General features: G+C 52.4%; 31 protein-coding genes. 29 read left to right on the top strand and 2 right to left on the bottom strand.

Annotated features, from left to right (window positions below; translation table 11 throughout):
• Nucleotides 1-13 precede the first annotated feature (13 nt).
• Nucleotides 14-502 carry a hypothetical protein gene (locus tag JOD24_RS06360; RefSeq protein ID WP_380165033.1) on the top strand — a complete coding sequence of 163 codons (489 nt, stop codon included), beginning with the start codon at nt 14-16 and terminating at the stop codon, nt 500-502.
• 466 nt (nt 503-968) lie between these two features.
• Here the strand turns inward: JOD24_RS06360 and JOD24_RS06355 are convergent, their stop codons facing one another.
• Entirely contained in the window at nt 969-2,027 is a 1,059-nt protein-coding gene (locus JOD24_RS06355; RefSeq protein WP_380165035.1) for a CPBP family glutamic-type intramembrane protease, read from the bottom strand.
• Nucleotides 2,028-2,627: 600 nt separating this feature from the next.
• On the opposite strand from JOD24_RS06355, the gene prfA reads away from it, so the two are divergent.
• From prfA to spoIIR, 3 genes are all read left to right on the top strand, one after another.
• A complete protein-coding gene (prfA, locus tag JOD24_RS06350; RefSeq protein ID WP_380165037.1) occupies nt 2,628-3,695 on the top strand; it encodes a peptide chain release factor 1 in 1,068 nt (355 codons plus the stop codon).
• Nucleotides 3,696-3,743: 48 nt separating this feature from the next.
• Nucleotides 3,744-4,646, top strand: a complete 903-nt coding sequence (gene prmC, locus JOD24_RS06345; protein WP_380165039.1) for a peptide chain release factor N(5)-glutamine methyltransferase — start codon at nt 3,744-3,746, stop codon at nt 4,644-4,646.
• An 83-nt stretch (nt 4,647-4,729) separates the two neighbouring features.
• Nucleotides 4,730-5,416 (top strand): stage II sporulation protein R, encoded by a 687-nt coding sequence (gene spoIIR, locus JOD24_RS06340; protein WP_380165041.1) that lies wholly within the window; start codon nt 4,730-4,732, stop codon nt 5,414-5,416.
• A gap of 337 nt (nt 5,417-5,753) precedes the next feature.
• Here spoIIR and JOD24_RS06335 read toward each other — a convergent pair whose 3' ends face one another.
• Nucleotides 5,754-6,209, bottom strand: a complete 456-nt coding sequence (locus JOD24_RS06335; RefSeq protein ID WP_429246539.1) for a GNAT family N-acetyltransferase — start codon at nt 6,207-6,209, stop codon at nt 5,754-5,756.
• Nucleotides 6,210-6,855: 646 nt separating this feature from the next.
• On the opposite strand from JOD24_RS06335, the gene JOD24_RS06330 reads away from it, so the two are divergent.
• The 25 genes from JOD24_RS06330 (at nt 6,856) to nuoK (ending at nt 26,881) form a co-directional block, all read left to right on the top strand.
• Nucleotides 6,856-7,914 (top strand): L-threonylcarbamoyladenylate synthase, encoded by a 1,059-nt coding sequence (locus tag JOD24_RS06330; RefSeq protein ID WP_380165045.1) that lies wholly within the window; start codon nt 6,856-6,858, stop codon nt 7,912-7,914.
• A gap of 85 nt (nt 7,915-7,999) precedes the next feature.
• Entirely contained in the window at nt 8,000-8,563 is a 564-nt protein-coding gene (locus JOD24_RS06325) for a manganese efflux pump MntP (RefSeq protein ID WP_429246538.1), read from the top strand.
• A 110-nt stretch (nt 8,564-8,673) separates the two neighbouring features.
• Nucleotides 8,674-9,318 carry a low molecular weight protein arginine phosphatase gene (locus tag JOD24_RS06320; RefSeq protein WP_429246537.1) on the top strand — a complete coding sequence of 215 codons (645 nt, stop codon included), beginning with the start codon at nt 8,674-8,676 and terminating at the stop codon, nt 9,316-9,318.
• A gap of 53 nt (nt 9,319-9,371) precedes the next feature.
• Nucleotides 9,372-9,812, top strand: a complete 441-nt coding sequence (gene rpiB, locus JOD24_RS06315) for a ribose 5-phosphate isomerase B (RefSeq protein WP_380165051.1) — start codon at nt 9,372-9,374, stop codon at nt 9,810-9,812.
• Between the two features lie 4 nt (nt 9,813-9,816).
• Nucleotides 9,817-10,374, top strand: a complete 558-nt coding sequence (locus JOD24_RS06310) for a TIGR01440 family protein (RefSeq protein WP_380165053.1) — start codon at nt 9,817-9,819, stop codon at nt 10,372-10,374.
• A 425-nt stretch (nt 10,375-10,799) separates the two neighbouring features.
• Nucleotides 10,800-12,047: a serine hydroxymethyltransferase gene (locus JOD24_RS06305; RefSeq protein ID WP_380165055.1), complete on the top strand. Its 1,248-nt coding sequence runs from the start codon at nt 10,800-10,802 to the stop codon at nt 12,045-12,047.
• 116 nt (nt 12,048-12,163) lie between these two features.
• Nucleotides 12,164-13,591 carry an RtcB family protein gene (locus tag JOD24_RS06300; RefSeq protein ID WP_380165057.1) on the top strand — a complete coding sequence of 476 codons (1,428 nt, stop codon included), beginning with the start codon at nt 12,164-12,166 and terminating at the stop codon, nt 13,589-13,591.
• A 303-nt stretch (nt 13,592-13,894) separates the two neighbouring features.
• Nucleotides 13,895-14,524, top strand: coding sequence for a uracil phosphoribosyltransferase (gene upp, locus JOD24_RS06295; RefSeq protein ID WP_429246536.1), 630 nt, complete (start codon nt 13,895-13,897; stop codon nt 14,522-14,524).
• A gap of 215 nt (nt 14,525-14,739) precedes the next feature.
• A complete protein-coding gene (locus JOD24_RS06290) occupies nt 14,740-14,958 on the top strand; it encodes an AtpZ/AtpI family protein (protein ID WP_429246535.1) in 219 nt (72 codons plus the stop codon).
• Between the two features lie 58 nt (nt 14,959-15,016).
• A complete protein-coding gene (locus JOD24_RS06285) occupies nt 15,017-15,430 on the top strand; it encodes an ATP synthase subunit I (protein ID WP_429246534.1) in 414 nt (137 codons plus the stop codon).
• A gap of 9 nt (nt 15,431-15,439) precedes the next feature.
• On the top strand, nt 15,440-16,171 hold the full coding sequence (gene atpB, locus JOD24_RS06280; protein ID WP_380165065.1) for a F0F1 ATP synthase subunit A: 732 nt from the start codon (nt 15,440-15,442) through the stop codon (nt 16,169-16,171).
• Nucleotides 16,172-16,227: 56 nt separating this feature from the next.
• Nucleotides 16,228-16,446 (top strand): F0F1 ATP synthase subunit C, encoded by a 219-nt coding sequence (gene atpE, locus JOD24_RS06275; RefSeq protein WP_380165247.1) that lies wholly within the window; start codon nt 16,228-16,230, stop codon nt 16,444-16,446.
• A gap of 81 nt (nt 16,447-16,527) precedes the next feature.
• Nucleotides 16,528-17,013, top strand: a complete 486-nt coding sequence (gene atpF, locus JOD24_RS06270; protein WP_380165067.1) for a F0F1 ATP synthase subunit B — start codon at nt 16,528-16,530, stop codon at nt 17,011-17,013.
• Entirely contained in the window at nt 17,010-17,555 is a 546-nt protein-coding gene (locus JOD24_RS06265; protein ID WP_380165069.1) for a F0F1 ATP synthase subunit delta, read from the top strand. Before atpF ends, JOD24_RS06265 begins: the two co-directional genes overlap by 4 nt.
• A gap of 26 nt (nt 17,556-17,581) precedes the next feature.
• A complete protein-coding gene (gene atpA / locus JOD24_RS06260; protein WP_380165071.1) occupies nt 17,582-19,099 on the top strand; it encodes a F0F1 ATP synthase subunit alpha in 1,518 nt (505 codons plus the stop codon).
• 89 nt (nt 19,100-19,188) lie between these two features.
• Nucleotides 19,189-20,061, top strand: a complete 873-nt coding sequence (gene atpG, locus JOD24_RS06255; protein WP_380165073.1) for an ATP synthase F1 subunit gamma — start codon at nt 19,189-19,191, stop codon at nt 20,059-20,061.
• A gap of 75 nt (nt 20,062-20,136) precedes the next feature.
• The gene (gene atpD, locus JOD24_RS06250) at nt 20,137-21,546 is read left to right on the top strand and encodes a F0F1 ATP synthase subunit beta (protein WP_380165075.1); all 1,410 of its coding nucleotides are present in this window, start codon (nt 20,137-20,139) and stop codon (nt 21,544-21,546) included.
• A gap of 24 nt (nt 21,547-21,570) precedes the next feature.
• Entirely contained in the window at nt 21,571-21,972 is a 402-nt protein-coding gene (locus tag JOD24_RS06245) for a F0F1 ATP synthase subunit epsilon (protein WP_380165077.1), read from the top strand.
• Between the two features lie 346 nt (nt 21,973-22,318).
• Nucleotides 22,319-22,693 (top strand): NADH-quinone oxidoreductase subunit A, encoded by a 375-nt coding sequence (locus JOD24_RS06240; RefSeq protein ID WP_380165079.1) that lies wholly within the window; start codon nt 22,319-22,321, stop codon nt 22,691-22,693.
• Nucleotides 22,684-23,211, top strand: coding sequence for a NuoB/complex I 20 kDa subunit family protein (locus tag JOD24_RS06235; protein WP_380165081.1), 528 nt, complete (start codon nt 22,684-22,686; stop codon nt 23,209-23,211). Before JOD24_RS06240 ends, JOD24_RS06235 begins: the two co-directional genes overlap by 10 nt.
• Nucleotides 23,198-23,944, top strand: a complete 747-nt coding sequence (locus JOD24_RS06230) for an NADH-quinone oxidoreductase subunit C (RefSeq protein ID WP_380165083.1) — start codon at nt 23,198-23,200, stop codon at nt 23,942-23,944. Before JOD24_RS06235 ends, JOD24_RS06230 begins: the two co-directional genes overlap by 14 nt.
• Nucleotides 23,945-24,232: 288 nt before the next feature.
• On the top strand, nt 24,233-25,201 hold the full coding sequence (nuoH, locus tag JOD24_RS06225; RefSeq protein WP_380165085.1) for an NADH-quinone oxidoreductase subunit NuoH: 969 nt from the start codon (nt 24,233-24,235) through the stop codon (nt 25,199-25,201).
• Between the two features lie 437 nt (nt 25,202-25,638).
• Nucleotides 25,639-26,073 (top strand): NADH-quinone oxidoreductase subunit NuoI, encoded by a 435-nt coding sequence (gene nuoI, locus JOD24_RS06220; RefSeq protein ID WP_380165087.1) that lies wholly within the window; start codon nt 25,639-25,641, stop codon nt 26,071-26,073.
• Nucleotides 26,074-26,078: 5 nt separating this feature from the next.
• Nucleotides 26,079-26,576, top strand: coding sequence for an NADH-quinone oxidoreductase subunit J (locus tag JOD24_RS06215; RefSeq protein WP_380165249.1), 498 nt, complete (start codon nt 26,079-26,081; stop codon nt 26,574-26,576).
• On the top strand, nt 26,576-26,881 hold the full coding sequence (nuoK, locus tag JOD24_RS06210) for an NADH-quinone oxidoreductase subunit NuoK (protein WP_380165089.1): 306 nt from the start codon (nt 26,576-26,578) through the stop codon (nt 26,879-26,881). Before JOD24_RS06215 ends, nuoK begins: the two co-directional genes overlap by 1 nt.
• Nucleotides 26,882-26,908: the final 27 nt, after the last annotated feature.

Raw genomic sequence — 26,908 nt, 5'->3', positions numbered from 1 at the left:
GAGGTGTTTTTTTATGAATCGGTATGCCGGTGCGTGGATCGTTTTGTGTCTCCTGTTTGCCGGCTGTGCCAGTGAAGGAGGGAATCAAGGGGCGATTCCAGATCGAAATCAAACTCCGGCCCAAACGGGGGACCGGTTTCAAAAGGATTCATACAGATACCTTCACGACGACGGCCGGTTTGGGGTCCGGAATGCCAATCCCAACCTGTCCGATGTGGGACAGTGGTCCAAGATCAAACCGTCTCGGACAGATGCTGAAAAACAGATGGGAGCCATGGCCCGGACTGTGGCAGGGGTGAAGGACGCTGAAGTTCGGATCGTGGGTGGGCATGCGGCGGCCAAAATCACACCTGAAGGAAAAGTGGATCCCAGTGATTACGCCTTGTTGGAGGAGAAGGTCCTTCGAAAATTAACCGTTGTTTTTCCCCGTTATGAAATCCGCGTCCGTGTCGGCATGAGTAAGTGGAATCCTCTGCAATACCTTCCTAATAGAGGGAAATAAATCACAAAGGCTTGAGCTGTGAAGAGATGGGCTCAAGCCTTTGTGATGAGCTCTTAGACGACTGGAATCAGGCGTGTTGATTAGCCATATTTTGGGTGAGGAGATCGTGTTCACCCACGCGACCGTTACCATCCGGCAAGAAAGTGAAAACTGGCCGCTCCCAATCTGACCATCGGGCAGGGGCAAAGCCTTACGGAAGCAACACAGGGAAGATTGTTGCCCCTAAACGCCCTCTCGTAAGACTTCTCCGCTGGGCAGGATGGCTACCTTTATTCCAGGGCTTCAGCCCATCGAGATTGTAGTGCCCATGGTACAAAGGTCGCTTTGTTAGCACACGACTCCCTTCCGCCGCCCATTTTCTGGTTAATCAATAGCCTGGACTGGAATATATTCCGGTGTCGAAGTTCAACCGATCCAAAATCGCTCCATATGAAAACCCCACCTCCCCCTGTGAAGGTTTTTTACATTAAGAGTACAGAGAGGCGAGAATACCGAGGGAAATATTATAAGTGGCATGAACTACCATGGTGGTGCTGGTATTGAACCGGTTGCGAAGCAGACCGAGGACGAGGCCGACCAAGAAAACGACCAAGGTGGACAGACTGAGCCCGTAATTGCTGTGAAGTAACGTGAACAGCAGGGTGGTCAGGATCAACCCGAAGCGGGGCAACAGGGCTCCCCGGAAAATCGCTTCTTCTCCCAAGGCAGCAGACAACCCCAAGGTTAGGATTCCCCAGACTGAACCGTAAAGGGGGCCTAACATTTCTTCTGTCAATTTTTCCACATGGGGATCCGGGGTAAACCCGATCCAATGAGCCAGGTTTTCCAAGAGTAAGGCACCTGCCACCAACAACAGACCTGAACCGATTCCAATCAGCACTTGACGCAGGGTGGGTAGGACCAATCCGAGGCGGCGAAGGCTCTCTTTCAGATTACGTCGGGTGAGCCACCCCACTCCGATCAGAGCGATGAAGAAAAAAGTGATTTGTTGCGCCCATAATCCCGGCATCGGATTGCCCACTTCGCCGGGGGTTGCGGTGAGCTGATGGATCGTGTCGAGGCCAAGGGAGATAAAGAATAAGAAATAAATCCAGATGGACAGGGAAAAAGAAAGCGAAGCGGTATGAACCACATGATCCGACTGAATCGGAAGCACACGGGCAACCACCCGTCGCAAGGCTGGAATCAAAAGCAGGAGCCCCAGCAGAGAAGGTACCCAGAAGCTGGCTCCCAGCGAGGGGAGAGATTGTAACAGAGTGTCGACCAGCTTGGGGTCGACTCCGGGCGTATCCACTGGAACATCATTCCGGGTGGCTGCCGAACCGATCAGGTGCATCAATGTTCCGAGAATAAAAAGGAGAAAATAGGAGACGCCAAGGAATACATAAGAGAGCACCATCAGTGTGACAGAGGCTCCAGACCGTTCGCCATCTCTTTTCAGACGGGGACTTTCCGCCCCGTTTGCCAACAACAAAAGCAGAAGCAGCGGAATAAATTGTATGACAACAGCGATAACTTCCGTCATGGATACACTCCTTTACGTTTGCGCAGACAAGTATTTCACCAGGCTGTCCAAAGACCTGGCCTATGGTTTTCAGCCAACCACAGGATTGTCGATGATGGATTTCAGTCAGGCGAAGGGGTAGCGGCTCCGATCCCTTGCAAAAGTGTATCACGAGATAGGGAAAATCAAGATCTTCGGCGGGGGTTATATCCAGTGGTGCTAAGGTTCTGGTCCTCTCTTTGATTTCCGATATCCAGTATATCACAGTTTTTCACCGCCATTGGGACTGAGATTTCCTTTTGACGGAAAAGGTCGCTTATCCTATAATAAATACGTTATACAAGGCATGTTGATTAGCCCTATTTTAGGTAGGAAATCAGGTCGGGATGGGGGGACGGTGAAGAGCCTTTGCGCTCTTGGCAAGAAATCGTAGCTGTCCCACCATCCCCGTCCCCTCAAGCCATGTTTTACGATGGGAGGACAATGGGAAGAGGGAAAGGATCGTTTCATTCCCAACATCCACTTGATGGTTATCAACAGCCCTGACGTTCCAACTATTTGGATCATCATAGACAGGCGGGAGATTCTCCCTCCACAATGAACCAGCGGGAGTGAAGCGGTGTGTTGGAGCGACTGGAATCGATCCGTCAACGATACGAAGAGTTGAATCAACTCCTCAGTAATCCCGAGGTAATCCATAACGCCGATTTGCTTCGCAAATATTCAAAAGAACAGTCTGATCTGGAACCGAAATATCTGGTCTACTGTGATTACAAAGAGGTTGCCGATCAATATGAAGAGGCCCGCATGATGCTGGAAGAAGAGTCGGATCCTGAGATGCTGGATTTGGTCAAAACGGAACTGGCAGAGCTTTCCGACCGGAAACAAGCATTGGAAGAAAAGCTCCGATGGTTGCTCCTGCCCAAAGATCCCAATGATGACAAAAACGTCATTATGGAGATCCGGGGGGCTGCCGGCGGGGAAGAGGCGGCCCTGTTTGCAGCGGATCTGTATCGCATGTATACCCGATACGGAGAGCGAATGGGTTGGAAAGCGGAGATCTTGAATATGAATACCACAGGCTTGGGCGGTTTTAAAGAAGTAGTGTTTTCTGTCCAGGGTGCAGGTGCATATAGCCGGTTGAAATATGAGAGCGGAGCACATCGGGTTCAACGGGTGCCGACGACGGAGTCGGGAGGGCGGATCCATACCTCCACCGCAACAGTGGCTGTTCTTCCTGAAGCAGAGGAAGTGGATGTGCAAATCCAGGACAAGGATCTTCGCATCGACACCTTCTATTCCAGCGGTCCAGGAGGGCAAAGTGTCAACACGACCCAATCCGCCGTTCGTATCACCCATCTGCTCACTGGCATCGTAGTCTCCTGCCAGGATGAAAAATCCCAGATCAAAAACAAGGAGAAGGCGATGCGGGTGCTGCGGGCTCGCCTGTTGGATCAAAAACAGCAGGAAGAAGAGGCTAAAATGGCTGATGCTCGCAAAGTTCAGGTGGGTACAGGGGACCGCAGTGAACGAATCCGGACCTATAATTTCCCACAGAGCCGGGTGACGGATCATCGGATCGGCCTCACTCTTCACAAACTGGATCTGGTTATGGACGGAGATTTGGATGAAATCATCGATGCTCTGGTGCTGGAGGAACAGGCGAATCTGTTGAAAAAGGTAGAATAAAACCGGGCGGCGCTGCCGCCTGTTTTTTGTATTGAGGAGGGAATGCCCTTGAATCCGGAATCGAATCAGATGGAGACCGTAGCCCAAGCTTATCATCTGGGAATCCGATACCTGGAAGAGCACCAGGTGGAGAGCCCTCGCTTTATTTCGGAACTGTTGCTCCGGACTGTCTTGGGCTGGGATCGAACCCGATTGTTCACCCGGTTTCATGATCCTCTTCCCTTAGAGGCGGCACAACGCTTTGCCGCTTGGTTAAAGCAAAGGAGGGAGGGGACTCCGGTTCAGTACTTGCTCGGGGAGCAGGAATTTTTCGGCCGTTCCTTCCAAGTGAATCCCTCTGTGCTGATCCCCCGTCCGGAAACGGAAATTTTGGTGGAGACAGTTCTTCGGGAAGCGGATCGGATTTGGCAAGGGAAACCTGTGACTGCAGTCGACTTGGGAACCGGCAGTGGCGCGATTGCGGTCACCTTGGCTGCGGAGAGACCAGATTGGGACGTGATTGCTGTGGATCGCTCGCCGACAGCACTGAAGGTAGCCCAACACAATGGGGAAAAAAATGGAACGACAGATCATATCCGCTGGATGCAGGGAGATTGGTTGGACCCGCTTCGCAAACTGCATATCCAGGTAGATCTGGTGGTTTCCAATCCTCCTTATATCCCGGCAGGGGAGATTCCTCACCTCGATGCAGAGGTGAGGAATCACGAACCCTGGATGGCGTTGGATGGGGGCCCCGACGGATTGGCTCCCTACCGTATCATAGTGAAGGGGATTCCGGCAGTCCTGAAAAATCCGGGTCTGGTCGTCTTTGAAGTGGGAGAGGATCAATCGGAAGCCGTGGGGAAAATGCTGGCAAAGACTTTTGCTGGGGCTCAGATTTTCTTTGCCTCGGATCTAGCTGGGCGACCGCGGGTGGTCGCTGCCCGAATCGAGGAATTCCCCGGGAAATGAAATCGAACCCGTATCCATCTATGATTAAACCTGTGACTGCCTGTCCATAATGGAGGATAGATCAGTCGAGGAGGGTTTATCCGATGCGGGTTCGCACTTATACGGTATTGGTTTTGTTGGCTGTCGGATTTTTTATATTCATCTCATGGACTCATGGAGAGGAAGACCGAGAGGACCGGATCGGAGCGGTGAGTGCCGGTTCCGGTGAATCAAGCCAGATTCCCGAAGAGGCGATTCGCCTTCGGATCCTCGCCAATAGCGATTCGGAACGGGACCAACGCCTGAAACGACAAGTCCGGGATGAGGTGATCCGGGAAATCGATACCTGGGCACAAAAACCGACCACTCTACAAGAGGCACGGCAATTGGTACGCACCCGTCTCCCCCGACTGGAGAAGATTGCGGAACAGACCTTGCGGGATCAGGGATTTTCCGATCCGGTTCAGGTCCAATTCGGGGAAGTGCCCTTTCCCACGAAACTGTACGGTGACAAGGTCTATCCCGCTGGAAATTATGAGGCGCTGTTGATCTCCATCGGAGAGGGGAAAGGAGACAATTGGTGGTGTGTGTTGTTCCCACCCCTTTGTTTTGTCGATATGAGCAACGGAGATGCCTTAGATGGAACGGAGAGAACGGTTTCCACTGGCCAAGCCATGGCGGCACCTGCCCAGGTGGAGAAGCAGAATCATCCCGAGCAACCGCAAAAGGCGGAAATTCGCTTTTTTTTCCTCGATTCCCTGGAAGATTTCTTTTCTGGACTCTTTGAGTGAAAGGCAAGTTCCCAGTTCCTGTGCAGCTTACACGGGAGGCGGGAACTTTTTTATTTCAGGGCATTCTTCCAGATTCTACGCTGAGTAGGCTACCTTGAAGGCCCTTGGATACTAGTGCCTGTGGTACATCCTAAATTTCAAATGGTAGTGCCTGTGGTACATCCTGAATTTCAAATGTAGTGCCTGTGGTACATCCTAAATTTTTCAAATGTAGTGCCTGTGGTACATCCTAAATTTTTCAAATGTAGTGCCTGTGGTACATCAGGTCACTTGGGTAGTACATGGCTCCTGCCCGCCGCTAGTTTTTTAGTCTTTTTTCGATTAGATCGGAGAGGAATCACTTGATGGATTCATCCACAGCCCTGCGAAAAACCATCGGTATAGCCTCAGACGGATCGACTCGACCCGCGACGGAATCACGAATTACCTCGGGAAGCTCTTCCCACTTTACTGATTGAAACCCAAAATACTCGAAAAGATGAGGGGAGACCCCCGTCAACAAATAGATCTCCTTCAACTTCATCTTTTGTACAAAGGAGAGGACTACCGTGATCAATTCCATAGCTGTCTTTGCATTCCAAGCTTTCTTCTCTATGACAAAGGAACGCAACACTCCTCGGTCTCCGTGAATTTCTAATCCCGCCGTCCCCACGTTTCTCCCCTCTTCAGGCTCTTTCACTAACAAAAAATTCTCCAGGTGATGATCCACACCTTTTTCACTAACCCCTGCCTGTTGAAGTAACTGGCGGATCGCTTCCCGATCCTCGGGTATGGCACGCCTGACTGTAAACAAAGTTCCGTCCTCCCTTCATTCTTCCCTATGAATCTATGAAGTGAACAGAGGATGCAGAACTAAAAAAAGAGAAAGCAGTCATAGTTGTTGATTTTCCGGGAAATAGATGAGAAGGTCGTAGACTATCTCAGCGATCTGCTAGCAGAAAAGTTTTCCGGGAGGGGTGCCAGTCGAGGGGGGAGTTTTACATTCCATTCTGTTTTTGAGGAATCAAAGCTATTCCATGTCAGAGCTGTTGATGAACCATCAAGTGGATGATGGGAAACGAAACGACCCTTTCGTTCTTCCCATTGTCCCCATCGCAAAATTTCGCTTAAGGGACGGGGATGCTAGGACGGCTACGATCTCTTGCCAAGAGCGCAAAGGCTCTTCACCATCCCCCATCCCGACCTGATTTCCTGCCTAAAATAGGGCTAATCAACACGCCTGATTCTATGTAAATCAAACCTCCCTCCTCCAAAGTTCTCACTGGTGCATTCATGCGCCTGTTTTTACCGTCGTATTGAGAGAAAAACCCGTTAATCTAAGCTCCCACCTATGGGAAGAGGAGACGGAGACGGTGGATATGGTATCATGGGGACAGGAGTAACACTGGTGAAAGCCCGGCTCCCAGGCTGACATTATCATGGAAAGGGTCGAATTCGGTATGGAAACCAAACAATGGAAGATCGACACGGCAGCCGACTTGGACCAAAACCCCGCGATCCGGGAAGCGGCGGCATGGTTGCGAGAAGGACGTCTGGTAGCCTTTCCCACGGAGACGGTTTACGGATTGGGAGCCGATGCGACGAATCCGGAAGCGGTTGCGTCGATATACCGAGCAAAGGGAAGGCCGTCGGACAACCCTTTGATCATCCACCTGGCCAGTAAACAAGGATTGGAGGAGTGGGTGCAAGAGATTCCGGAATCAGGTAGATTACTGGCCCGTCGATTTTGGCCAGGCCCCTTGACTTTGATTTTGCCCCACCGGGGAAACCTGGCCCCCCAAGTGACGGCAGGCTTGCCCACGGTGGGGGTGCGGAATCCTTCTCACCCTGTGGCACTTGCCTTTTTAAAACACTGCGGTGTGCCCGTGGCTGCCCCCAGCGCCAATCGGTCGGGTAAGCCCAGCCCCACAACCGCCGAACATGTGTGGACGGATTTGGAAGGGCGGATCGATGGAATATTGGATGGTGGGGCGACCGGGGTGGGGGTGGAATCCACTGTGGTGGATGTGACAGTAAATCCTCCGGTGTTGTTGCGGCCAGGAGGTGTCACCTTGGAGATGCTACGGAAAGTGGTCGGAGAAGTTCAGATGGACCCCGGGTTGCAGCAGGAGCAGGAATCCCCCCGTTCACCAGGAATGAAATATCGCCACTATGCCCCAGGAGGGGAGATGTGGGTGATTACTGGGGATGGGGAGGCACAAGTGAGCCGGATTCAGCGGATGGCAGATGAGGCGATGCAATCCGGCAAGAAGACGGGAATCCTGTGTACAGAGGAACATGCCTCCCGTTACCGGGCAGACTGGGTCGTCGTCTGTGGAAGCCGCTCCCGACCAGACACGATTGCCAGAGAATTGTACGGAGCTTTGCGTCGGTTTGATAAAGTAGGTGCCCAATGGATTGCGGCGGAAGGTTTTCCACCGAGGGGAGTGTTGCACTCGGTGATGAACCGGTTGAGCAAAGCAGCTGAAGGCCGGGTGATTGAACCCGACCGGGAATGAAGGGGCCCGTCCATTGGGACGGGTTCTTTTTGTCCACTCTACCGCATACCTTTCAGAGACATGCGAGGTGCGGGGAGGAGTGGGAATGGACCTTTCCTTGCCCCAGTGGGGGCAGTTTTTCACCTTGTGGATGATTTCCGTGGCTCTGGGGATGGATGCTTTTTCCCTAGGGATCGGGGTGGGGATGCAGGGCCTCCGATTTCGTCGTATCCTCCTTATCAGTGGAATCATTGGTGTTTTACACATTTTGATGCCGCTTGCGGGAATCGTCATCGGACAGGTGTTAGGTTCCTTGGTCGAAGAGATCGCTGTAAGGGTGGGAGGAGGGCTTCTCTGTTTACTGGGCACCAATATGTTATTGAATGCCTTTCATATCGTCGGAGAGGAGAAATCCACTGTCAACTCCAGCCTATGGGGACTTCTTCTGCTTTCCTTCAGTGTCAGCCTCGATTCCTTGTCAGCGGGTTTATCCCTCGGGTTGTTTGCAGCGGATCTCTTGCTAGCCGTGCTATTGTTTGGAACGGCAGGGGCCGTCTTGGCCTGTATAGGCATGCTGTTGGGACGCCACGCCAGGTCTTGGATCGGAGATTATGGTGAGGCTGTCGGGGGCTTGATCTTGATCTCTCTCGGCCTCAGGTTTTTGCTGTGACGGGATCGGTTGGGGTAGTATGGAGGAAACAACGGTTGCATAACCTTGTCGGAGCTTGAGAAAATGGTAAATAGCAACCGTCAGTACTTTCCGGAAGGGGGGGTAAATGGGTGAAAAAGGTGTTGTTTGTTTGCACCGGGAACACTTGTCGTTCTCCCATGGCAGAGGCCCTGCTGCGTCAAAAGGCGATGGAGGAGGGGATTCGGCTGGAGGTTCGGTCTGCCGGCATCTCCGCTGTGAATGGGCTTTCTCCCTCGGATGCTGCCGTCCAGGTGATGAAGGAAAAGGGTATCGACCACAGTTCCCACCGCTCCCGTCCCCTGGATGCAGCGATGGCGGCCTGGGCCGATCTCATATTGGTGATGACTGAGGCGCATAAACAGATGTTGGTCCACCGTTACCCCGATGCAGTGGACAAGTTGCACACGCTGAAGGAGTATGTGTTGGAAGACTCTCAACAGGAAAAGGTAAAATCCCTCCAACGCTTGCAAGTGGATTTGGAAACCTGCCGGGCGTTGTTGGAGCAGGCTGAAAAAGAGGGAGATCACTTACGAAAAAAAGAGTTGCAGGTGCAATTGGAGGGGCAGGAAGCCTCCTTTGCTTCCCTTCGGAAAGAGGTTGACGAGATGTTGTCTCAGATGAATGTTGGCGACCCCTTTGGCGGAGATGAAGAGGTGTATCGGCGGTGTGCCGCTGAGATTGAAGTACAGGTGGAGAAACTCTTGGATCGATGGCAAAATGAAAGGGAATCATGAAAAAGTAGATCCATCGTAAATCGTGGCGTTTGAATGGACAGGAGGAGTGGAGAATGAGAATAGTCATCGGATCCGACCACGGGGGGATCCATCTGAAAGAGACCGTGAAGAAAGTGTTGCATGAGCTGGGGATGGAAGTGGCCGATGTGGGTTGCGACGGTACCGACTCCGTCGATTATCCTGATTATGCCCAGCCGGTTGCAGAAAAGGTGGCCCAGGGTGAATTTGACCGTGGCATTCTGATCTGCGGGACCGGGATCGGGATGTCCATCGCCGCCAATAAGGTGAAGGGAATTCGTTGCGCTGTGGTATCAGATGAATATTCGGCCCGGATGAGTCGGGAACATAACCAAGCCAATGTGCTGGCCCTCGGGGAACGGGTGGTGGGCCCTGGCTTGGCTGAAAATATTGTCAGGATCTGGTTGACGACGGAGTTTGCCGATGGCAGGCACCATCGTCGTGTGGATAAGATCGCTGCTCTAGAAGGGAAGTGAACTTGTGCAGGAGCAGATCCGGGATCAAGTGGTCCGGGTGACGAAAGAGTTGCTCAAAAACAAGCTTTTGGATCACCGGCACCTCCTGGTGATGGGAGTCAGCACCAGTGAAGTGACTGGCAAGCGAATCGGGAGCGAGGGCAGTGATGAGGTGGCTTCCGCTATTTTGGAAGGGGCACTTCAGGTTCAGGCTTCCTATGGTTACCACCTCGCCTTTCAATGTTGTGAGCATCTGAATCGGGCGTTGGTGGTCACCCGCCGAACACAGGAACAGTTTCAATGGACGGAGGTGGCGGCGGTTCCCGTACGCCATGCGGGAGGGGCGATGGCTTCCCAGGCATACCGTCATCTGCAAGAGGCGGTGCTGGTGGAAAAGGTCCAGGCCGATGCGGGAATCGATATTGGGGACACCCTGATCGGGATGCATCTGAAGCCGGTGGCGGTGCCGGTTCGCCCTTCGTCGGCTTACATCGGTGAAGCTCACGTTACCATGGCTGTTACCCGGCCCAAATTGATCGGAGGAGCCCGGGCGGTGTACACATTGGAAGAGAAGGAAGAGTGAAGGCATTCAGGGTCAGGGCTGTTAATTAGTGGCGAAAGGGAGTCGTGTGCTGCCATAGCGAGACCTGGGAGAGAAAGCGACCCTGGCGAGACTTGTGCCCTCTGGGTCCAAAGCGCCCTATGCACTACAATCACGATGGGTTGAAGTCCTGGAATAGAGGTAGCACCACAGGCACTACAATCACGATGGGCTGAAGCCCTGAAATAGAGGTGGTACCACAGGGTGTGTGAAGTGCCTGGGGTTCGCAAGAAATTTGCCTCTGACATGTGAACCCCCACCCTCCCTTGTGAAGGTTTTTTTCACAAGGCTTCAAGGTGTTGTGATTTCGTGGACTTTTGAATGGCTTTTTACAACACTACTTGATGGTTTTCCTCTCTGTTGATGGTAAAATGGACGGGAACGGTTGGAATAAAGGAGGAGAGCCAGTGAATTCTGTCAGGCAAAAAGATCCGGAAATCGCGGCGGCTATCAGTAAAGAGCTGGGCCGACAACAAGAGAAAATTGAACTGATCGCATCTGAAAACTTTGTCAGTCAGGCCGTCATGGAAGCCATGGGTAGTGTGATGACCAACAAATATGCAGAAGGTTACCCAGGCAAACGTTACTATGGCGGCTGTGAATTTGTTGATGTAGCAGAAGAGCTGGCTAGAGACCGGGCGAAGCAACTGTTCGGCGCAGAGCATGTCAATGTCCAGCCTCATTCTGGAGCGCAGGCCAACATGGGGGTTTACTTTTCTGTGCTGGAACCGGGGGATACTGTCCTCGGTATGAACTTGGCTCACGGGGGTCATCTGACCCATGGGAGTCCGGTCAACTTCTCTGGAAAAATGTACAACTTCATCGCCTATGGAGTGGATCCCGACTCCCATCGGATCGATTATGAAGAGGTGCGAAAGCTGGCTCTGGAACACAAACCGAAATTGCTGGTGGCCGGAGCCAGCGCCTACCCCCGCAGCATCGACTTTGCCAAAATGGGGGAGATCGCCAGAGAGGCAGGCGCCTATCTGATGGTGGACATGGCTCATATCGCGGGGCTGGTGGCAACGGGACACCATCCCAACCCAGTACCCCATGCGGATTTTGTCACTACCACCACCCATAAAACCCTGCGTGGTCCCCGGGGCGGAATGATCCTTTGCAAAGAACAACATGCCAAATTAATTGACAAATCCATCTTTCCCGGAATCCAAGGCGGTCCTTTGATGCATGTGATCGCAGCCAAAGCAGTCGCTTTGCGGGAGGCTTTGGAGGAGTCCTTTAAAGAATACTCCGCTCAAGTGGTGGATAATGCAGCCCGCCTGGCAGAGGCTTTGACCCAACGCGGTCTCCAGCTGATCTCCGGGGGAACGGACAACCATCTGATCCTGATCGATGTTCGCAACCTGGGCTTGACAGGGAAAACGGCGGAACATCTGTTGGATGAGGCGGGGATCACTGCCAATAAGAACGCGATCCCCTTCGATCCGGAAAGCCCCTTTGTCACCAGTGGTCTTCGCATCGGAACCGCGGCAGTCACGACTCGGGGGATGGATGGGGAAGCGATGGAAGAGATCGCTGAGATCATGGCTTTGGTCTTGAAAAATCCGGAAGATAGTGAGTCTGGGGAGAAAGCCCGTCAGCGTGTCGCCTCCCTCACCGCCCGTTTTCCGCTGTATGCCGATATGAACAACTGACCTCAAGCCCCTTTCTGAAGGGGCTTGTTTTTGGGTGAAAAAACGAAAATGATCGTATTTTCTGCCCCCTTCTGCTAATATGGTGAGACTTGGGTGATTCGGGGGGGGAGGAAACCGTGTTTAAGGAACATGGAAACAATCATCGCGAACTGGAGCTGACCCATGGGAATCTCCATGTATTCGCCAACGACGAAGTATTTGCGCAACTGGATCAAAAAGTGTTTCAGATGGCCGACAACAACCTGCAGATTCCTCGCAGTATCCATATGAGTTACACGCCGGACGCCCATGTCGGAATCGGCACCTGCATCGGGACGACAGCGGTGTGGGGGATGAAGGACGGCTTTGTTTCCCCTTCCATCGTCGGTTCCGACATCGGTTGCGGCATGCGTCTGCATCTGACCGGTCTCAGAGAGGAAGATCTGCGGGGACGTCAGGTGAGACGGGAATTGGTACAGGCGGTGGAGAAGTTTGTGCCTGTCAATGAGCGTTCCACCTCCAGATACAGTGACATCCGACTGGAGAATGTGGTCAGGGAAGGGATCAAAGGGCTGCCGAAAAAATATGTTCCCGATACTTACACCCCACGCTCCACCCGCTCCTTAACCCATGTGGAAACCGCTCAGTTCAAATATGACACAGATTTCCTAGGGGAGATTCCCGATAAGGTGTGGGGGCGGGCCTGGGGGCAACTGGGAACACTGGGGGGAGGAAATCACTTCATCGAATTTCAGCGGGTAGAGATCTCGGAGCAAAAGCGGGATGTCGCTGAGGCCTGGGGATTATTCGACGGACAAATCGTGGTTATGATTCACTCCGGCTCCCGGGCATGGGGTGGAATGATGGGAGCCCGCTATATAAAGGATTTCAAGCGGGCGATGCAAAAGTGGGGGGTGGGGACTCCGGATCCCAATCTCGTCTATGCCCCCATCGATTCGGAAGAGGGTTATCGGTACATCAACCTGATGTATTCCGCACTCAATTTTGCTGTCGCCAATCGGCATATGATCGCTTATGGAGTGCTTCAGGGATTGAAGGAGTTCGCCGGAAATGACATGGAAATGCCGGTCTTGTATGACCTGATGCACAACTATGCTTTGAAGGAAGTCCATCGCAACCAGCCGATGCTGGTTCACCGGAAGGGAACCACCCGGGCTCTTCCACCCGGTCACTTCATGAATGCGGCTCCCTACAGGAAAACGGGGCACCCCGCCTTGATCCCTGGGTCGATGGGGACGGCTTCTTATATCATGGTTGGAGAACGGGCCGGAGAGAAAAATTTTCACTCCATCTGTCACGGAGCCGGCCGACTCCGCTCCCGGCGCGCCACCAAAGAGTTGGTCACAGTGGATGCTTTCTCCCGTTCGATGAAGGTGGGAACCGATGAAGAAATCGTGGTCAATCAAAACACTCTGGAGTCGATTTTAGATGAATCTCCCCAAGCATACAAAGATGTAGACCAGATCATCGACTCCGTGGAAGGGGCCAATCTGGCGACCGTGGTGGCCCGCTGCCATCCGGTGGCCGTGATCAAAGGGGTGTGAGCTGCCGGTTCCACCCGGATACTGAATGTGGATCAGGGCGTCATGTTGCAATGCGACATTTCGCCATTCCTCTCCCCGTGAGTCATTTTTTCGATGGGGCAAGGGGAATGCCCGGTTCGGCAATAACCCACTGTTTTTTATATCAAACCCGCCCATTGTGGCGGGTTTTCTCTCTTTCAGGGCAATATACAAAATAAGGATGAAGAGATTGTAAAAAAAATCACAAACCCTTGTCGACAATCGCCCCAAAGACCAGTACAATGTTTGAGAACTGTTGAGAACCGGTGGAAGGGAGTGTAAAATTTGAGTGATGTTTATGTTTTGGACCACCCGCTGATTCAGCACAAAGTGACCTATATCCGGGACAAGAACACGGGAACCAAGGAATTCCGGGAATTGGTGGATGAGGTTGCCGCATTGATGGCCTATGAGATCACACGGGACATGCCCCTGCAGGAAGTGACTGTACAGACCCCGGTATCCGAATCCCAGTGCAAGGTGCTGGCAGGAAAGAAATTGGGGTTGGTTCCCATTCTGCGTGCAGGCTTGGGGATGGTGGATGGGATCCTTCGTTTGATCCCCGCAGCAAAAGTGGGACATATCGGATTGTACCGAGATCCGGAGACGTTGGAGCCGGTTCAGTACTATGCCAAAATGCCTTCGGATATCGGAGAGCGGGAGCTGATTGTGATTGATCCCATGCTGGCGACGGGAGGATCCGCCGCCGAAGCCATCCGTCGCATCAAAGATATGGGGGCCAAGCATATCAAATTGATGTGTTTGATCGCAGCCCCTGAAGGGATTGAACGGGTGCAGAAAGATCACGGGGATGTGAACATCTATGTTGCCGCCGTAGATGAAAAACTGGACGAAAACAGTTATATTGTCCCTGGTCTAGGAGATGCTGGCGACCGCCTCTACGGCACCCGATAAGAGATCGAATGCTGGGGAGAGCCCCCCCTGTCGAGGTTTAGGCTCTCTGTTCCCATAGGGGAACGAAATGTGACAAAATGTTCATCATTGGGTCGGGTGGAAGCGTTGACACATTCCCCAAGCCTTCGATACCATGTAGAGTGGAATGGAGCGTTTTTTTGGGTGCTCCTCCGACAATCAATTCTCATTGCAACCTGTTGTGAAGGGGGAGACCCTTGAAGAATCAACCGGAGAATCCGTGGAAGGTCATTGGTTTGTTCGGTTCTCTGGGTACGGAAATCCTCTTGTTCATTGTGGGCGGAGCTTGGCTCGGTCGGTTTTTGGACGATAAATGGGGGAGTTTTCCGACCTGGACGGCGACAGGGTTGCTGGGAGGAATATTGTTGGGAGGAGTGATCACCGCAACGGCCATTCGTTTTTTTTGGAAGAAATAGTATTAAGAACTTCTCAAGCCGTGACAGCAGTTGCTTTGGTCACTGAGGGAGGTTGCCATTGGACTTTCAACCCTACAGAGAATCACTGCTGATTCGACGCCGCCGTGTCGTGATCCTGACCGCCTGTTCTCTGGCACTCATCTTGCTTCTGTGGTTGATCTTGCCTGCCAAACCCTTCTTTGCGGGAATGTTTTTGGGAGGGCTGGTCAGCCTATACAATGTTCTCCATATCGCCAGAAAACTCCGGTTGGCGGGAGAAATGGCCCTAACTGGCGAAGAATCCCGTATGGGGATCGGATTGGCCAATCGCTTCCTCGTCTTGATTCTCCCCTTGATCCTCGGAATCCGTTATCCTGAGCAAGTAAATGTTCTAGGTATTTTCTTGGGGTTTCCCCTCGGCTATGTGGCTGCAGTTGTGGTAGAGTTAAGTTTGATAAAATCTGATTTTGGACATCACAGGCGAAGGGGGTGAACGAAAAGGATGGAGTTGACGCCGAAGGTTGAGTTCCTCAACATGACCTTTGATCTGACTATCATCATCGGGACAACAGTGGCCTGTCTTATTGTTTTCTTGCTCTCAGTTTTGGCCACCCGGGGACGCAGTAGGGTTCCGAGGGGGATTCAGAATCTGGTTGAAATGGCCATCGACTTTGTCAAGGGGATCACCCGGATGGCTTATGACAATAACAACAAAGCAGCGGACAAGTATGTCGTTTTCAGTTATACGCTGTTTATGTTTATTCTGGTTGCCAACCAGCTCGGTATCTTTCTGATGGTGACTTCAGAAGCCCATCAATCCTTCCCCGGTTTGGGAATTGCCGAGGGTGACCATGTCTCCTGGTTCAAATCGCCAACGGCGGATCTGAGTGTCACCTTGGCTATGGCTGTCGCCATCACGTTGTATACCCATATTGTCGGGATCCGGTCGGGCCTGAAGGGTTATATCGGTCATTACTTTAAGCCGATGTTCTTGATGTTTCCGATCCACTTGATCGAGATGATTTCCAAACCCCTCACTCATGGGATGCGTTTGTGGGCCAACCTTTTTGCCGGAGAGATTCTGATCACGATTATGATTACTGAAGGATCCCCCCTCATCACAGGTGCCCCTGTCATTGTCTGGATGGGTTTTTCCCTGTTTGTCGGTGCCATTCAAGCCTATATCTTCACCGTCTTGGCCAATGTGTACATCGCGCAACAAATGGATCACTAAGTTTGGTGAAACCACAGATTTACTAAGAGGTATAAGGGAGGAAAATAAGAATGGATTTGAACATACTCGCCGCAGGTATCATGATTGGTTTTGCTGCCCTGGGTGCAGCTCTGGGTAACAGCTTTTTGTTCAGCAAGTACATCGAAGGGATCACACGGCAACCGGAAACCCGCGGTACCCTCTTTGGGCAGACGATGATTCTCTTCGGTCTGATCGAGGCCCTTCCGATCATCGGTGTCGGGATTGGGATCCTGCTTGCTTTCGGTATTATCTAAGCTGGTCAAAGTGAGTGGCGGGGAGTTCTCTTTTCCCCGCCTTCTGTTCGATCCTAGGGTTATTGAAGGGAGTGATTCGGATTGTCTTTCACATGGGGAACCATGTTATTCCAGGTCGGTGCGATCTTAATTTTGATGTTACTGTTGAAACGCTTTGCCCTGGGCCCAGTCATGAAGGTGATGAATGAACGAACGGAACACATCGAAGATCAGATTACCACTGCAGAACAGAATCGGGCGGAAGCGGAAAAATTGGTGGCTGAGCAAAAAGAGGCCCTCATTCAGGCCCGACAAGAGGCAAAGGAACTGCTGGAACGGGCTCGGGCACAAAAAGAGCGGGAAGCGGAAGAGATCATCGGGGATGCTCGTGAACGGGCGGAGCGGATGATCAGTGAAGCCAAATCCGAAATCATCTCGGAGAAGGAGCGGGCGATTCTGGAACTTCGGGATGAAGTGGGGACTCTTTCCGTTGAGTTGGCTTCCAAAATGATTGAAAAAGAGATTAAAGCGAGAGATCAATCCGCTTTGGTGAAAAAATACTTGAGCCAGGTAGGCGAATTGCAATGAGTCTCTCTATCATTGGTAAACGGTACGGGAGGGCTCTCTTTGAAGCCGCCAAGGAACAAAAGACTCTGGATCAGACGGCTAAAGATTGGCAGCTGGTAACCGATGTTTGGACCCAGCACCCGGAGCTTCGGGAATGGGCTGTTCATCCCCAGGTGTCTTCCGGGGAGAAGAAGGAGGTTTACGACAAACTGTTCCAGGACTTGTCTGACCTGGCCCGGAACCTCCTTCATCTGATTGCTGAGCGCAATCGGGAAAATGCGATCGAGGCGATCGGTTCTGAATATCAAGCCCTTGTCCATGAAGAAAAAGGGGTTGCGGAAGCGGAAGTGATCACCTCTCATCCTCTCACCAAGACTGGGGAGAAAGAACTGATCGCTGTCTTCCAAAAAATCATCGGGAAAAAACTGGTGATCACCAACCGCGTCGAGCCTGATATCCTCGGCGGCGCTGTCGTACGGATCGGAGATCGTCTGTACGACGGTAGCTTGGTAAACAAATTGAAACGATTCCGGAAAGAATTGACCGCGATCCACATCGGATAATCGGATGGAAGGATAGAGGTGAAATCATGAGCATCAAGCCTGAAGAGATCAGCTCTCTGATCAAGCAGCAGATCGAACAGTTTGAAGGAAACATCGAAGTAGTCGATGTCGGCAGTGTCATTCAGATCGGGGACGGGATCGCTCAGATTCACGGTCTGAAAAACGTCATGGCCGGTGAGCTCGTCGAGTTTGAAAATGGCGTGATGGGCATGGCGCAAAACCTGGAGGAAGATCACGTAGGTGTGGTTATCCTCGGTCCCTATACGGAGATTCGCGAGGGGGACCAAGTGAAACGGACGGGTCGGATCATGGAGGTCCCAGTGGGAGAATCCTTGCTGGGCCGAGTGGTCAACCCCCTGGGTCAACCTCTGGATGGGAAAGGGGCGGTCGAAACTTCGGAATACCGTCCCGTGGAATCTCCTGCGCCGGGTGTCATGGATCGGAAGTCGGTTCACGAACCTTTGCAGACAGGGATCAAGGCGATTGACTCGATGATTCCCATCGGCCGCGGCCAACGGGAATTGATTATCGGGGACCGGCAAACCGGTAAGACGACGGTGGCAGTGGATACGATCATCAACCAGAAGGATCAGGACATGATTTGTATCTATGTGGCCATCGGTCAGAAGCAATCCACCGTGGTGGGCGTGGTGGAAAAACTGCGTAAAGCCGGTGCGATGGATTACACCATTGTGGTGAGCGCCAGCGCCTCGGAGCCGTCACCGCTTTTGTTCTTGGCTCCCTATGCCGGGTGCGCCATGGGTGAATATTTCATGTATCAAGGGAAGCACGTGTTGGTGGTGTACGATGACTTGAGCAAACAAGCTGCCGCCTACCGTGAACTCTCTTTGCTCCTGCGCCGTCCGCCGGGGCGTGAAGCATTCCCAGGGGATGTCTTTTATCTGCACTCCCGCCTGTTGGAGCGTGCTGCCAAGCTCTCCGATGCAAAGGGTGGTGGCTCCTTGACTGCTCTTCCCTTTATCGAGACCCAAGCCGGCGATATTGCTGCCTATATCCCGACCAACGTGATTTCCATCACCGACGGTCAGATCTTCCTGGAGACAGACCTCTTTTATTCCGGGGTGCGGCCGGCAGTCAACGTGGGGACCTCCGTCTCCCGGGTTGGTGGGGATGCCCAGATCAAGGCGATGAAAAAAGTGTCTGGAACCTTGAAGCTGGATCTGGCTCAATATCGGGATTTGCAGGCTTTTGCCCAGTTCGGTTCCGACCTGGATAAAGCGACACAGGCCAAGCTCTCCCGTGGGGAACGCCTCGTGGAAATCCTGAAGCAGGATGAAAATGCCCCGATGTCCGTCGAAAAGCAGATCATCTCCATCTACACCGCCACCCGAGGTTATCTGGATGATATTCCGGTGGAAGATGTGCTCCGGTTTGAAAGTGAACTCTTCTCCTTTGTAGATGCCGAACGAGCCGATCTGCTTCGTAACATCCGTGAGCAAAAGACGCTCAATGATGAGATTGAAGAAGGCATCAAGGACGCAATCCAAGAATTTAAGAAGGGTTTCTCTCCCTCAAATCAGTGACGGAAATTGAAGTCGTGGCTGGATCGGCACCGGCTTCCTGTGATGGAAGCCGCCCGACGCCGCCCGACGTGGAAAGGCGGTGAAGATGGATGGCTGAAAATATGCGGGATATCAAGCGGAGTATCAGCTCCGTTCAGAGTATCAAACAGATTACCAAAGCGATGGAGATGGTGGCTGCCGCCAAATTGCGCCGAGCTCAGGAAAAGGCTGAATCCTCTCGCCCATACACGGATAAGTTGCGAGAAGTGATCGCATCAGTCGCCAGCGCGACAGATGGAGTTCAACACCCGATGCTGATTTCCCGTCCCGTGAAGAAAACGGGATATCTGGTGATCACATCTGATCGGGGATTAGCAGGCGGATTTGACGGAAACGTGCTACGCACTTTGATCCAAATTGTGAACGAGCGCCACGCCAGCAAGGATGAATATGTGGTTTTCGTGTTGGGACGTAAGGGAGCGGACTTCCTGAAGCGTCGGGACATCCCAGTGGTCGGAGAAGTGACGGGTCTGCCTGACAGTCCGGAATTCAGCGACATCAAAGCGGTCGTATCCCAATCTGTCGGAATGTATGCGGAAGAAGAGTATGATGAATTGTTTCTCGTATATAACGAATTTATCAACCCGGTCACGCAACGTCCTGTGGAGAAGCGGCTCCTTCCCTTGGCGGATCTGGAAGAAGAGGAGAAAGAGGGCGGTTTGAAGGCATTGTACGAATACGAGCCTTCTCCTGAAGAGGTTTTGTCCACACTCCTTCCCCGCTATGCGGAAACCTTGATCTACAGCGCCCTGTTGGAATCCAAGGCGAGTGAATTTGGAGCCCGGATGGCAGCGATGGGCAACGCTACCGACAATGCGACAGAGATGATCGGAGCCTATACATTGAAGTACAACCGGGCCCGTCAAGCCGCCATCACCCAGGAGTTGGCCGAAATTGTGGGTGGGGCCAGTGCTCTGGAATAAAGCTGATTTTAAGTTTCATCATCGATCTCGTGGGGGTGCCACGGGATGGCATTTGCAGTTTAAGGAGGGAAACGGATGAGCACCGGACGCGTCACACAGGTATTGGGTCCCATCGTCGACGTTCAATTCGACCAGGGTCACCTGCCTGAAATCAACAACGCGATCAAGATTCAATATCAAGCGAAATCTTCAAGTGAGCGGGATCTCGACCTGACCGTTGAGGTGGCACTGCAACAAGGGGATAACATCGTCCGTTGCATTGCGATGGGTTCCACGGACGGTGTGGTTCGCGGCATGGAAGCGGTGGACACAGGTAAGCCGATCACGATCCCAGTGGGTCGTCCCACCTTGGGACGGGTGTTCAACGTGTTGGGAGATGCCATCGACGAAAAAGAGCAAGTGAAATCGGAAACCGAATACTCAATTCACCGTCCCGCACCCAGCTACGAAAACCTCTCCACCCAGGAAGAGGTGCTGGAAACCGGAATTAAAGTAGTGGATCTGTTGGCACCCTATGCAAAGGGTGGAAAAATCGGTCTCTTCGGTGGGGCCGGTGTGGGGAAAACCGTGTTGATCCAAGAGTTGATTCACAACATTGCTCACGAACACGGCGGTCTGTCCGTGTTTGCCGGAGTGGGGGAACGGACCCGGGAAGGGAACGACCTTTATCATGAAATGAGCGATTCCGGCGTGATCGAGAAGACCACCATGGTCTTCGGCCAAATGAACGAACCGCCGGGGGCTCGGATGCGGGTGGCTCTGACGGGATTGACCATGGCAGAGTACTTCCGAGATGAAGAAGGACAGGATGTGCTGTTCTTCGTCGACAACATCTTCCGTTTTACTCAAGCGGGTTCCGAGGTATCGGCTCTCTTGGGCCGGATGCCCTCCGCTGTGGGTTATCAGCCGACACTGGCTACAGAGATGGGTCAACTTCAGGAGCGGATCACTTCGACCAAGAAAGGATCCGTCACCTCGATTCAAGCGATCTACGTGCCTGCTGACGACTACACTGACCCGGCACCGGCTACCACCTTCGCCCACCTGGACGCCACTACCAATTTGGAGCGTTCGCTGGCGTCCAAGGCCATTTTCCCGGCGGTGGACCCGCTGGCATCCACTTCCCGGATCCTGTCTCCGGCTGTCGTGGGTGAAGAACACTACAATGTGGCCCGTGGAGTTCAAGAAGTACTGCAACGCTACAAAGAGTTGCAGGATATCATCGCCATCCTGGGGATGGATGAACTGAGTGAAGAGGATAAACAGATCGTGGGTCGTGCCCGCCGGATCGAGAAGTTCCTCTCCCAACCGATGAACGTGGCGGAACAGTTCACCAACGTGCCTGGGAAATATGTTCCGATCAAGGAAACCGTGCGCAGCTTCAAGGAGATCTTGGAAGGCAAGCACGACGATCTGCCGGAAGACGCCTTCTACATGGTGGGCGCCATCGAAGAAGCGGTTGAAAAGGCAAAAACTCTCGTCTGACGGGCTGAAAAGGAGAGTGTGTCCATGAGCACCATGCAGTTGGACATCGTAACGCCCGAGCGTAAAGTTTACTCGGAACAAGTGGAGATGGTGATTGCCCGTGCGGAGGAAGGTGACATCGGGATTCTACCCCATCATGCGCCTTATGTCAGTCCGCTGAAAGTCACCGCCGCGAAAGTGAAAAAGGATGGGGAAGAGTTTTTCGTCGCTATCAGCGGTGGTTTTATCGAAGTGCGGGAAAACACCGTCACCATTTTGGCAGAAACCGCCGAGATGCCGGGCGAGATCGACATAGAACGTGCGGAGTCAGCTAAGCGAAGAGCGGAAGAGCGCTTAGCTGATCATAAACAGGAACACGTCGATTTCAAGCGAGCCGAAATCGCATTGCAAAAAGCGATCACTCGGCTTCGAGTCGGAAAGAGCTGATCGAGGGAGTGCGTGAATCGGCTATAGGCAACCCACAACTGTGGGTTGCCTTTTTGATGCTTGTGACAGAAGGTTGGGATCTGTTTAAAAAATATGATAAAATATTTGGTAGTGCGGATCGATCAACGGTCGGATCTTATGAATCACGGTCTTTAGGGGAATAACCCTCGGTTTTTAGTTGGAGGAAATGAGGGATTTCTGATATAATCTGTAACTGAAATCCCTTTTTAGAATCTTTCCAATCGATGAAACCCACATGATAATTTCATAAGTTGATCAAATCTGGCAAAGGATCCAGCAGGCTGATCTGAAACGGGTCTGCGACAGGAAGGTGGGGGAGAGCTTCATGGAGTATGCACAGAGCTACATGACGATCGTCGTGTTCATCCTGTTGGGGTTAGCGTTGCCGGCAGGGGCCCTGACCCTAGGGTCCTGGCTTAGACCGCACAAGCCGACGTCGGCCAAAGCGATCACCTATGAAAGTGGTGTCGATCCAACAGGTGACGGCTGGGTGCGGTTCAACGTTCGGTATTACCTCTTCGCCCTTCTGTTTGTGATATTTGATGTGGAGACCGTCTTTCTCTACCCTTGGGCGGTGGCCTATGATGTCCTGCGGGCAGATGTCGGCCTTTTTGTGCTGGTTGAAATGTTGATCTTCGTCTTCTTTTTGGTGATCGGTTTAATCTACGCCTGGAAGAAGAAGGTGTTGGAATGGACATAAATTTAAAAGAGCTTCTCCCTGAAGAGATCGAGGAGCTGCAGCGAAATGTGTTTACCACCACTTTGGACAACGTGAAGGCATGGGCTCGTAGTAACTCCCTGTGGCCGATGACTTTCGGCTTGGCCTGCTGTGCCATTGAGATGATGGGCACCGGGGCTCCCCACTATGATCTGGATCGGTTTGGCTCTTTCTTTCGGGCTTCTCCTCGTCAGTCTGATGTCATGATTGTAGCCGGAACAGTGACCAAGAAAATGGGTCCTCTATTGCGCCGTTTATACGATCAGATGCCCGAACCCAAATGGGTGATCGCTATGGGTTCCTGTGCCACGGCCGGAGGACCTTATGTCAAGTCTTATGCAGTGATCAAGGGGGTGGATCAGATCGTGCCGGTGGATGTCTATATTCCCGGTTGTCCGCCTAATCCGGCGGCTTTGATTTACGGAATCCACAAGTTGCAGGAAAAGATCCGCTATGAAGCCGATACCGGAAAGAGGGTGACCCGCCTTGAGCAAAGATAACTCCAAGGGGAATCCGGCAAGGGAAACCAGGTCGGAAGCGGAACCGGAAAAACCGGAGCCGCCCCATCTCCCTCGCGAGAAAGAGACCCTTTCCGAAACAGGGAAGGAGGAATCCTCCGCATCCCAAGCGGCAACAGAAAAGGGAGATCCGGCTGCACAGACAGCCAAGCGATGGACTCAGGCCAAAGCCCAGGCGGCAGATGTGAAAAAACGTTCCGCCAAGGAGAAACAGCCCCCGGAACCCCCGGAGCCCTCCCCTCTACAACCTTTGTTGGAGCGATTTGTCAAGGTGCTGAGTGAGAAAGTGGGTGCCGAGGCGGTGGAGGAGGCGTATATCAACCGGCCTGGGGGAGATCGCCCGACATTGGTGATTTCCTCGGAACGGTGGTTGGAAGTGGCTCGTCTGCTGTTAGAGGAGGAAACCTTGGCTTTTGACTACCTGGAAAATTTGTCCGGTGTCGATGAAGAAGAGCATATGGAAATTCTGTATCATTTAACATCCCTAACTCAGGGTCACGATATCTGTGTCAAAGTGAAGACCGATCGGGAGGAGGCACAAGTGCCATCGGTGACGGGAGTGTGGCGGGCTGCTGATTGGCACGAACGGGAGATTTATGATCTGCTGGGGATCCGTTTTTCCGGCCACCCCAATCTGGAGCGGATCTTGATGCCGAAGGAATGGGTGGGACACCCGTTGCGGAAGGATTATGAACCTTATGATTCCGGGGTTTGAAGGAAGAAGGGCAGGCTCCCCTGGATTTGGAATGGCGCAGAAAAGGAACAGGGACTCTCTATCGACAGTTTAGAATCGACTGGTCTGAAAGCGTTGTCACTGGAAGGATTGTAAATAAGACCATATGGCTGGCCGGGAACCGGCTCTATCAGGTATAAAGATCAAAGGAAATGCGAAATCGAATCCCGAGGGAGACCATCCAATCCGGTTCCCCAAATCGAAGCGCGGAGTTGGATACTCTATGGAATCAAGCAGGTCGGGAGGTTAAGCGGGGAGGTGGATGGGGATATGAACATGTGGATGTGGCTCGGTCCCGTCCTTTTCTTGGTGGTGGTGCTTGGGTTTGTCACTTATGCGATCTTGCTGGAGCGCAAAGTGCTCGGTTGGATGCAGGGGCGACATGGCCCCAACCGGGTGGGCCCTTGGGGATTATTTCAGACCGTGGCTGATGTTTTCAAACTGTTGATCAAAGAGGATACGATTCCTGCCAAGGCGGATCGCACCCTGTTTAAATTGGCACCGGTGATCGCATTTGTCCCGTCCTTTGTCGTGCTGGCTGTAATTCCCTTCACCGGGAAACTGGTGTTTGCCGACATCGGTGTGGGAGTTCTCTATTTCATTTCCCTTTCAAGTATCACCACGATCGGGATTCTGGTCGGGGGGTGGGCCTCCAACAACAAATATGCCTTGCTGGGGTCGATGCGGTCTGTCGCTCAGATGATCAGCTATGAGATTCCCTTGGTGATGTCTGTGGTAGGGGTGGTGATGGCTGCAGGAACCCTCAATTTGACCGGGATTGTGGAGGCCCAGCGGCAGATGTGGTTCATCGTCCCTCAGATCATCGGATTCCTGGTCTTTTTCATCGCTTCTTTGGCGGAGTTGAACCGGACTCCCTTTGACCTTCCAGAAGCGGAATCGGAGTTGGTGGCCGGTTACCATGTGGAATATAGTGGATTCCGGTTCGCTTTTTTCATGTTGGCGGAATACGTTTATATCTTTGCGATGGCTGCGATGACCACGGTCCTGTTCCTGGGCGGGTGGAATCCTCTCTTCGGGCTGGATGTGATTCCTCCGTTGATCTGGTTTGTGTTGAAATTTGCGATGATCGTATTCACGATCTTCTGGATCCGGGCGACCCTTCCCCGGATTCGGGTGGACCAATTGATGCAACTGGGGTGGAAAGTGCTACTTCCTCTGGCTCTGTTCAATATTTTCTTCTCCGCACTTCTCAAGGAAGTGCTCGGAGGTTGGTATTAGGGCCTATCTGGTGATTCAAGTCAGGCGTGTTGATTAGCCATATTTTAGGCAGGAAATGGGGTCGGGATGGCGGGGCTTTGATTCGCCTTTGCGCTCTTTGCAAGAGATCCTAGCCGTCCCACCAGCCCTGTCCCCTCAGGCCATATTTTGCGATGGGGACAATGGGAAGAGCGAAAGGTTAGTTTTATTTCCTTCACCTATTTACTGGTTAATCAACAGATTTGATAGGCTCCCGACGTGGAGTGAAAACATTCGCGGGAGGGTAGGGGTTCACATGGAGCGTCTTTAGCTCGCAAGAACTTTGGAGCTGGAAGAAAAACCAACCTCGACTGTCCAAGATCAGTGTAAATCACAACACTTTTTGACCGTGGGAGGTCCATTCTAAATCCATGGGTCACAAGGCTTCCGGACTTTTTTAAATGAATGGGGGGATTCATATGATGGGTCTGATCAAAGGGATGGGGGTCACTCTAAAAACCATGACGCAAAAAAAAGTGACGCATAAATACCCAGATGAACCCATTCCGATGCCGGACCGGTTTCGGGGAATCCAATATCTGGACCCGGACAAATGTATCGTCTGTAATCAATGTGTCCGGGTTTGCCCGACGGACTGCATCACCTTGACTGGCCGCAAACATCCGGAAAAACGGGGGAAGGTGCTGGATACTTTCGATATCAATTTTGAAATTTGCATCCTGTGTGATCTGTGCACAGAAGTCTGCCCCACAGAAGCGATCGTGATGACGCATAACTTTGAATTGGCCAGTTACAGCCGGGATGATCTGTTTAAGGATATCCACTGGCTTCAGGAGAACAACTCCCATATCCGGAGTGAAAACAATGTGAATGCGCGGGGTGTGAAAAAGTGATCGAGATGAGCGGTGAGTTTATCGCTTTTTTTGTCCTGGCTGTGTGTGCCATCGGTGGGGCAGTCTTCATGCTCAATTTCACTCGAGTCGTCCACATGGTTCTGTCCCTCGCCTTCACGATGTTGTGCATTGCTGGGCTCTATGTCTTGTTGAATGCAGAGTTTCTGGCAGTGGCCCAGGTGCTGATCTATACCGGGTCTGTCTCCATTCTGATGTTGTTCGGAATTATGTTGACCCAGCACAGAGACCAAGAGGAGACCGTCCGTCCCTGGCACAGTTTCTTCAGTTTTATCGGGGTGGGCGCTTTGTTCGGGATTCTGATCCACACCATTTACAATACTCCCTTTGAAGAGGGTACAGCCTCCGCCAAAGAATTTACAGTCTCTCGTCTGGGAGAGATTGTATTTAAACAGTATGTCATTCCTTTTGAAGCGCTCTCCGTCCTGTTGTTAGTTGCATTGGTCGGAGCTGTGATTCTGGCGAGAAAGGAGTCGAAGTCCTGATGCCGGTCTCATCTTATCTCGCATTGGCGGCGATTTTGTTCAGTGTGGGATTATACGGAGTTCTGACTAAACGGAATGCTGTGGTGGTCCTTTTCTGTATCGAGCTGATGTTGAATGCGGTCAACATCAACCTGGTTGCCTTCTCCAAGTATGGTTTGTATGCCAATCCGACGGGTCAGGTGTTCACTCTGTTCACCATGACCGTGGCGGCGGCGGAAGCGGCGGTAGGGGTAGCGATCCTATTGGCTATCTATCGCAACCGCCATACCGTCAATGTTGACCGGTACAATTCGATGAAAGGTTAAACCAGCACCATCAACATCAGATGAAGG

Origin of the sequence: Kroppenstedtia sanguinis, assembly GCF_050433445.1 — a bacterium.
Lineage (GTDB): Bacteria > Bacillota > Bacilli > Thermoactinomycetales > DSM-45169 > Kroppenstedtia > Kroppenstedtia sanguinis.
This window is presented reverse-complemented; position numbering and strand designations above follow the sequence as displayed.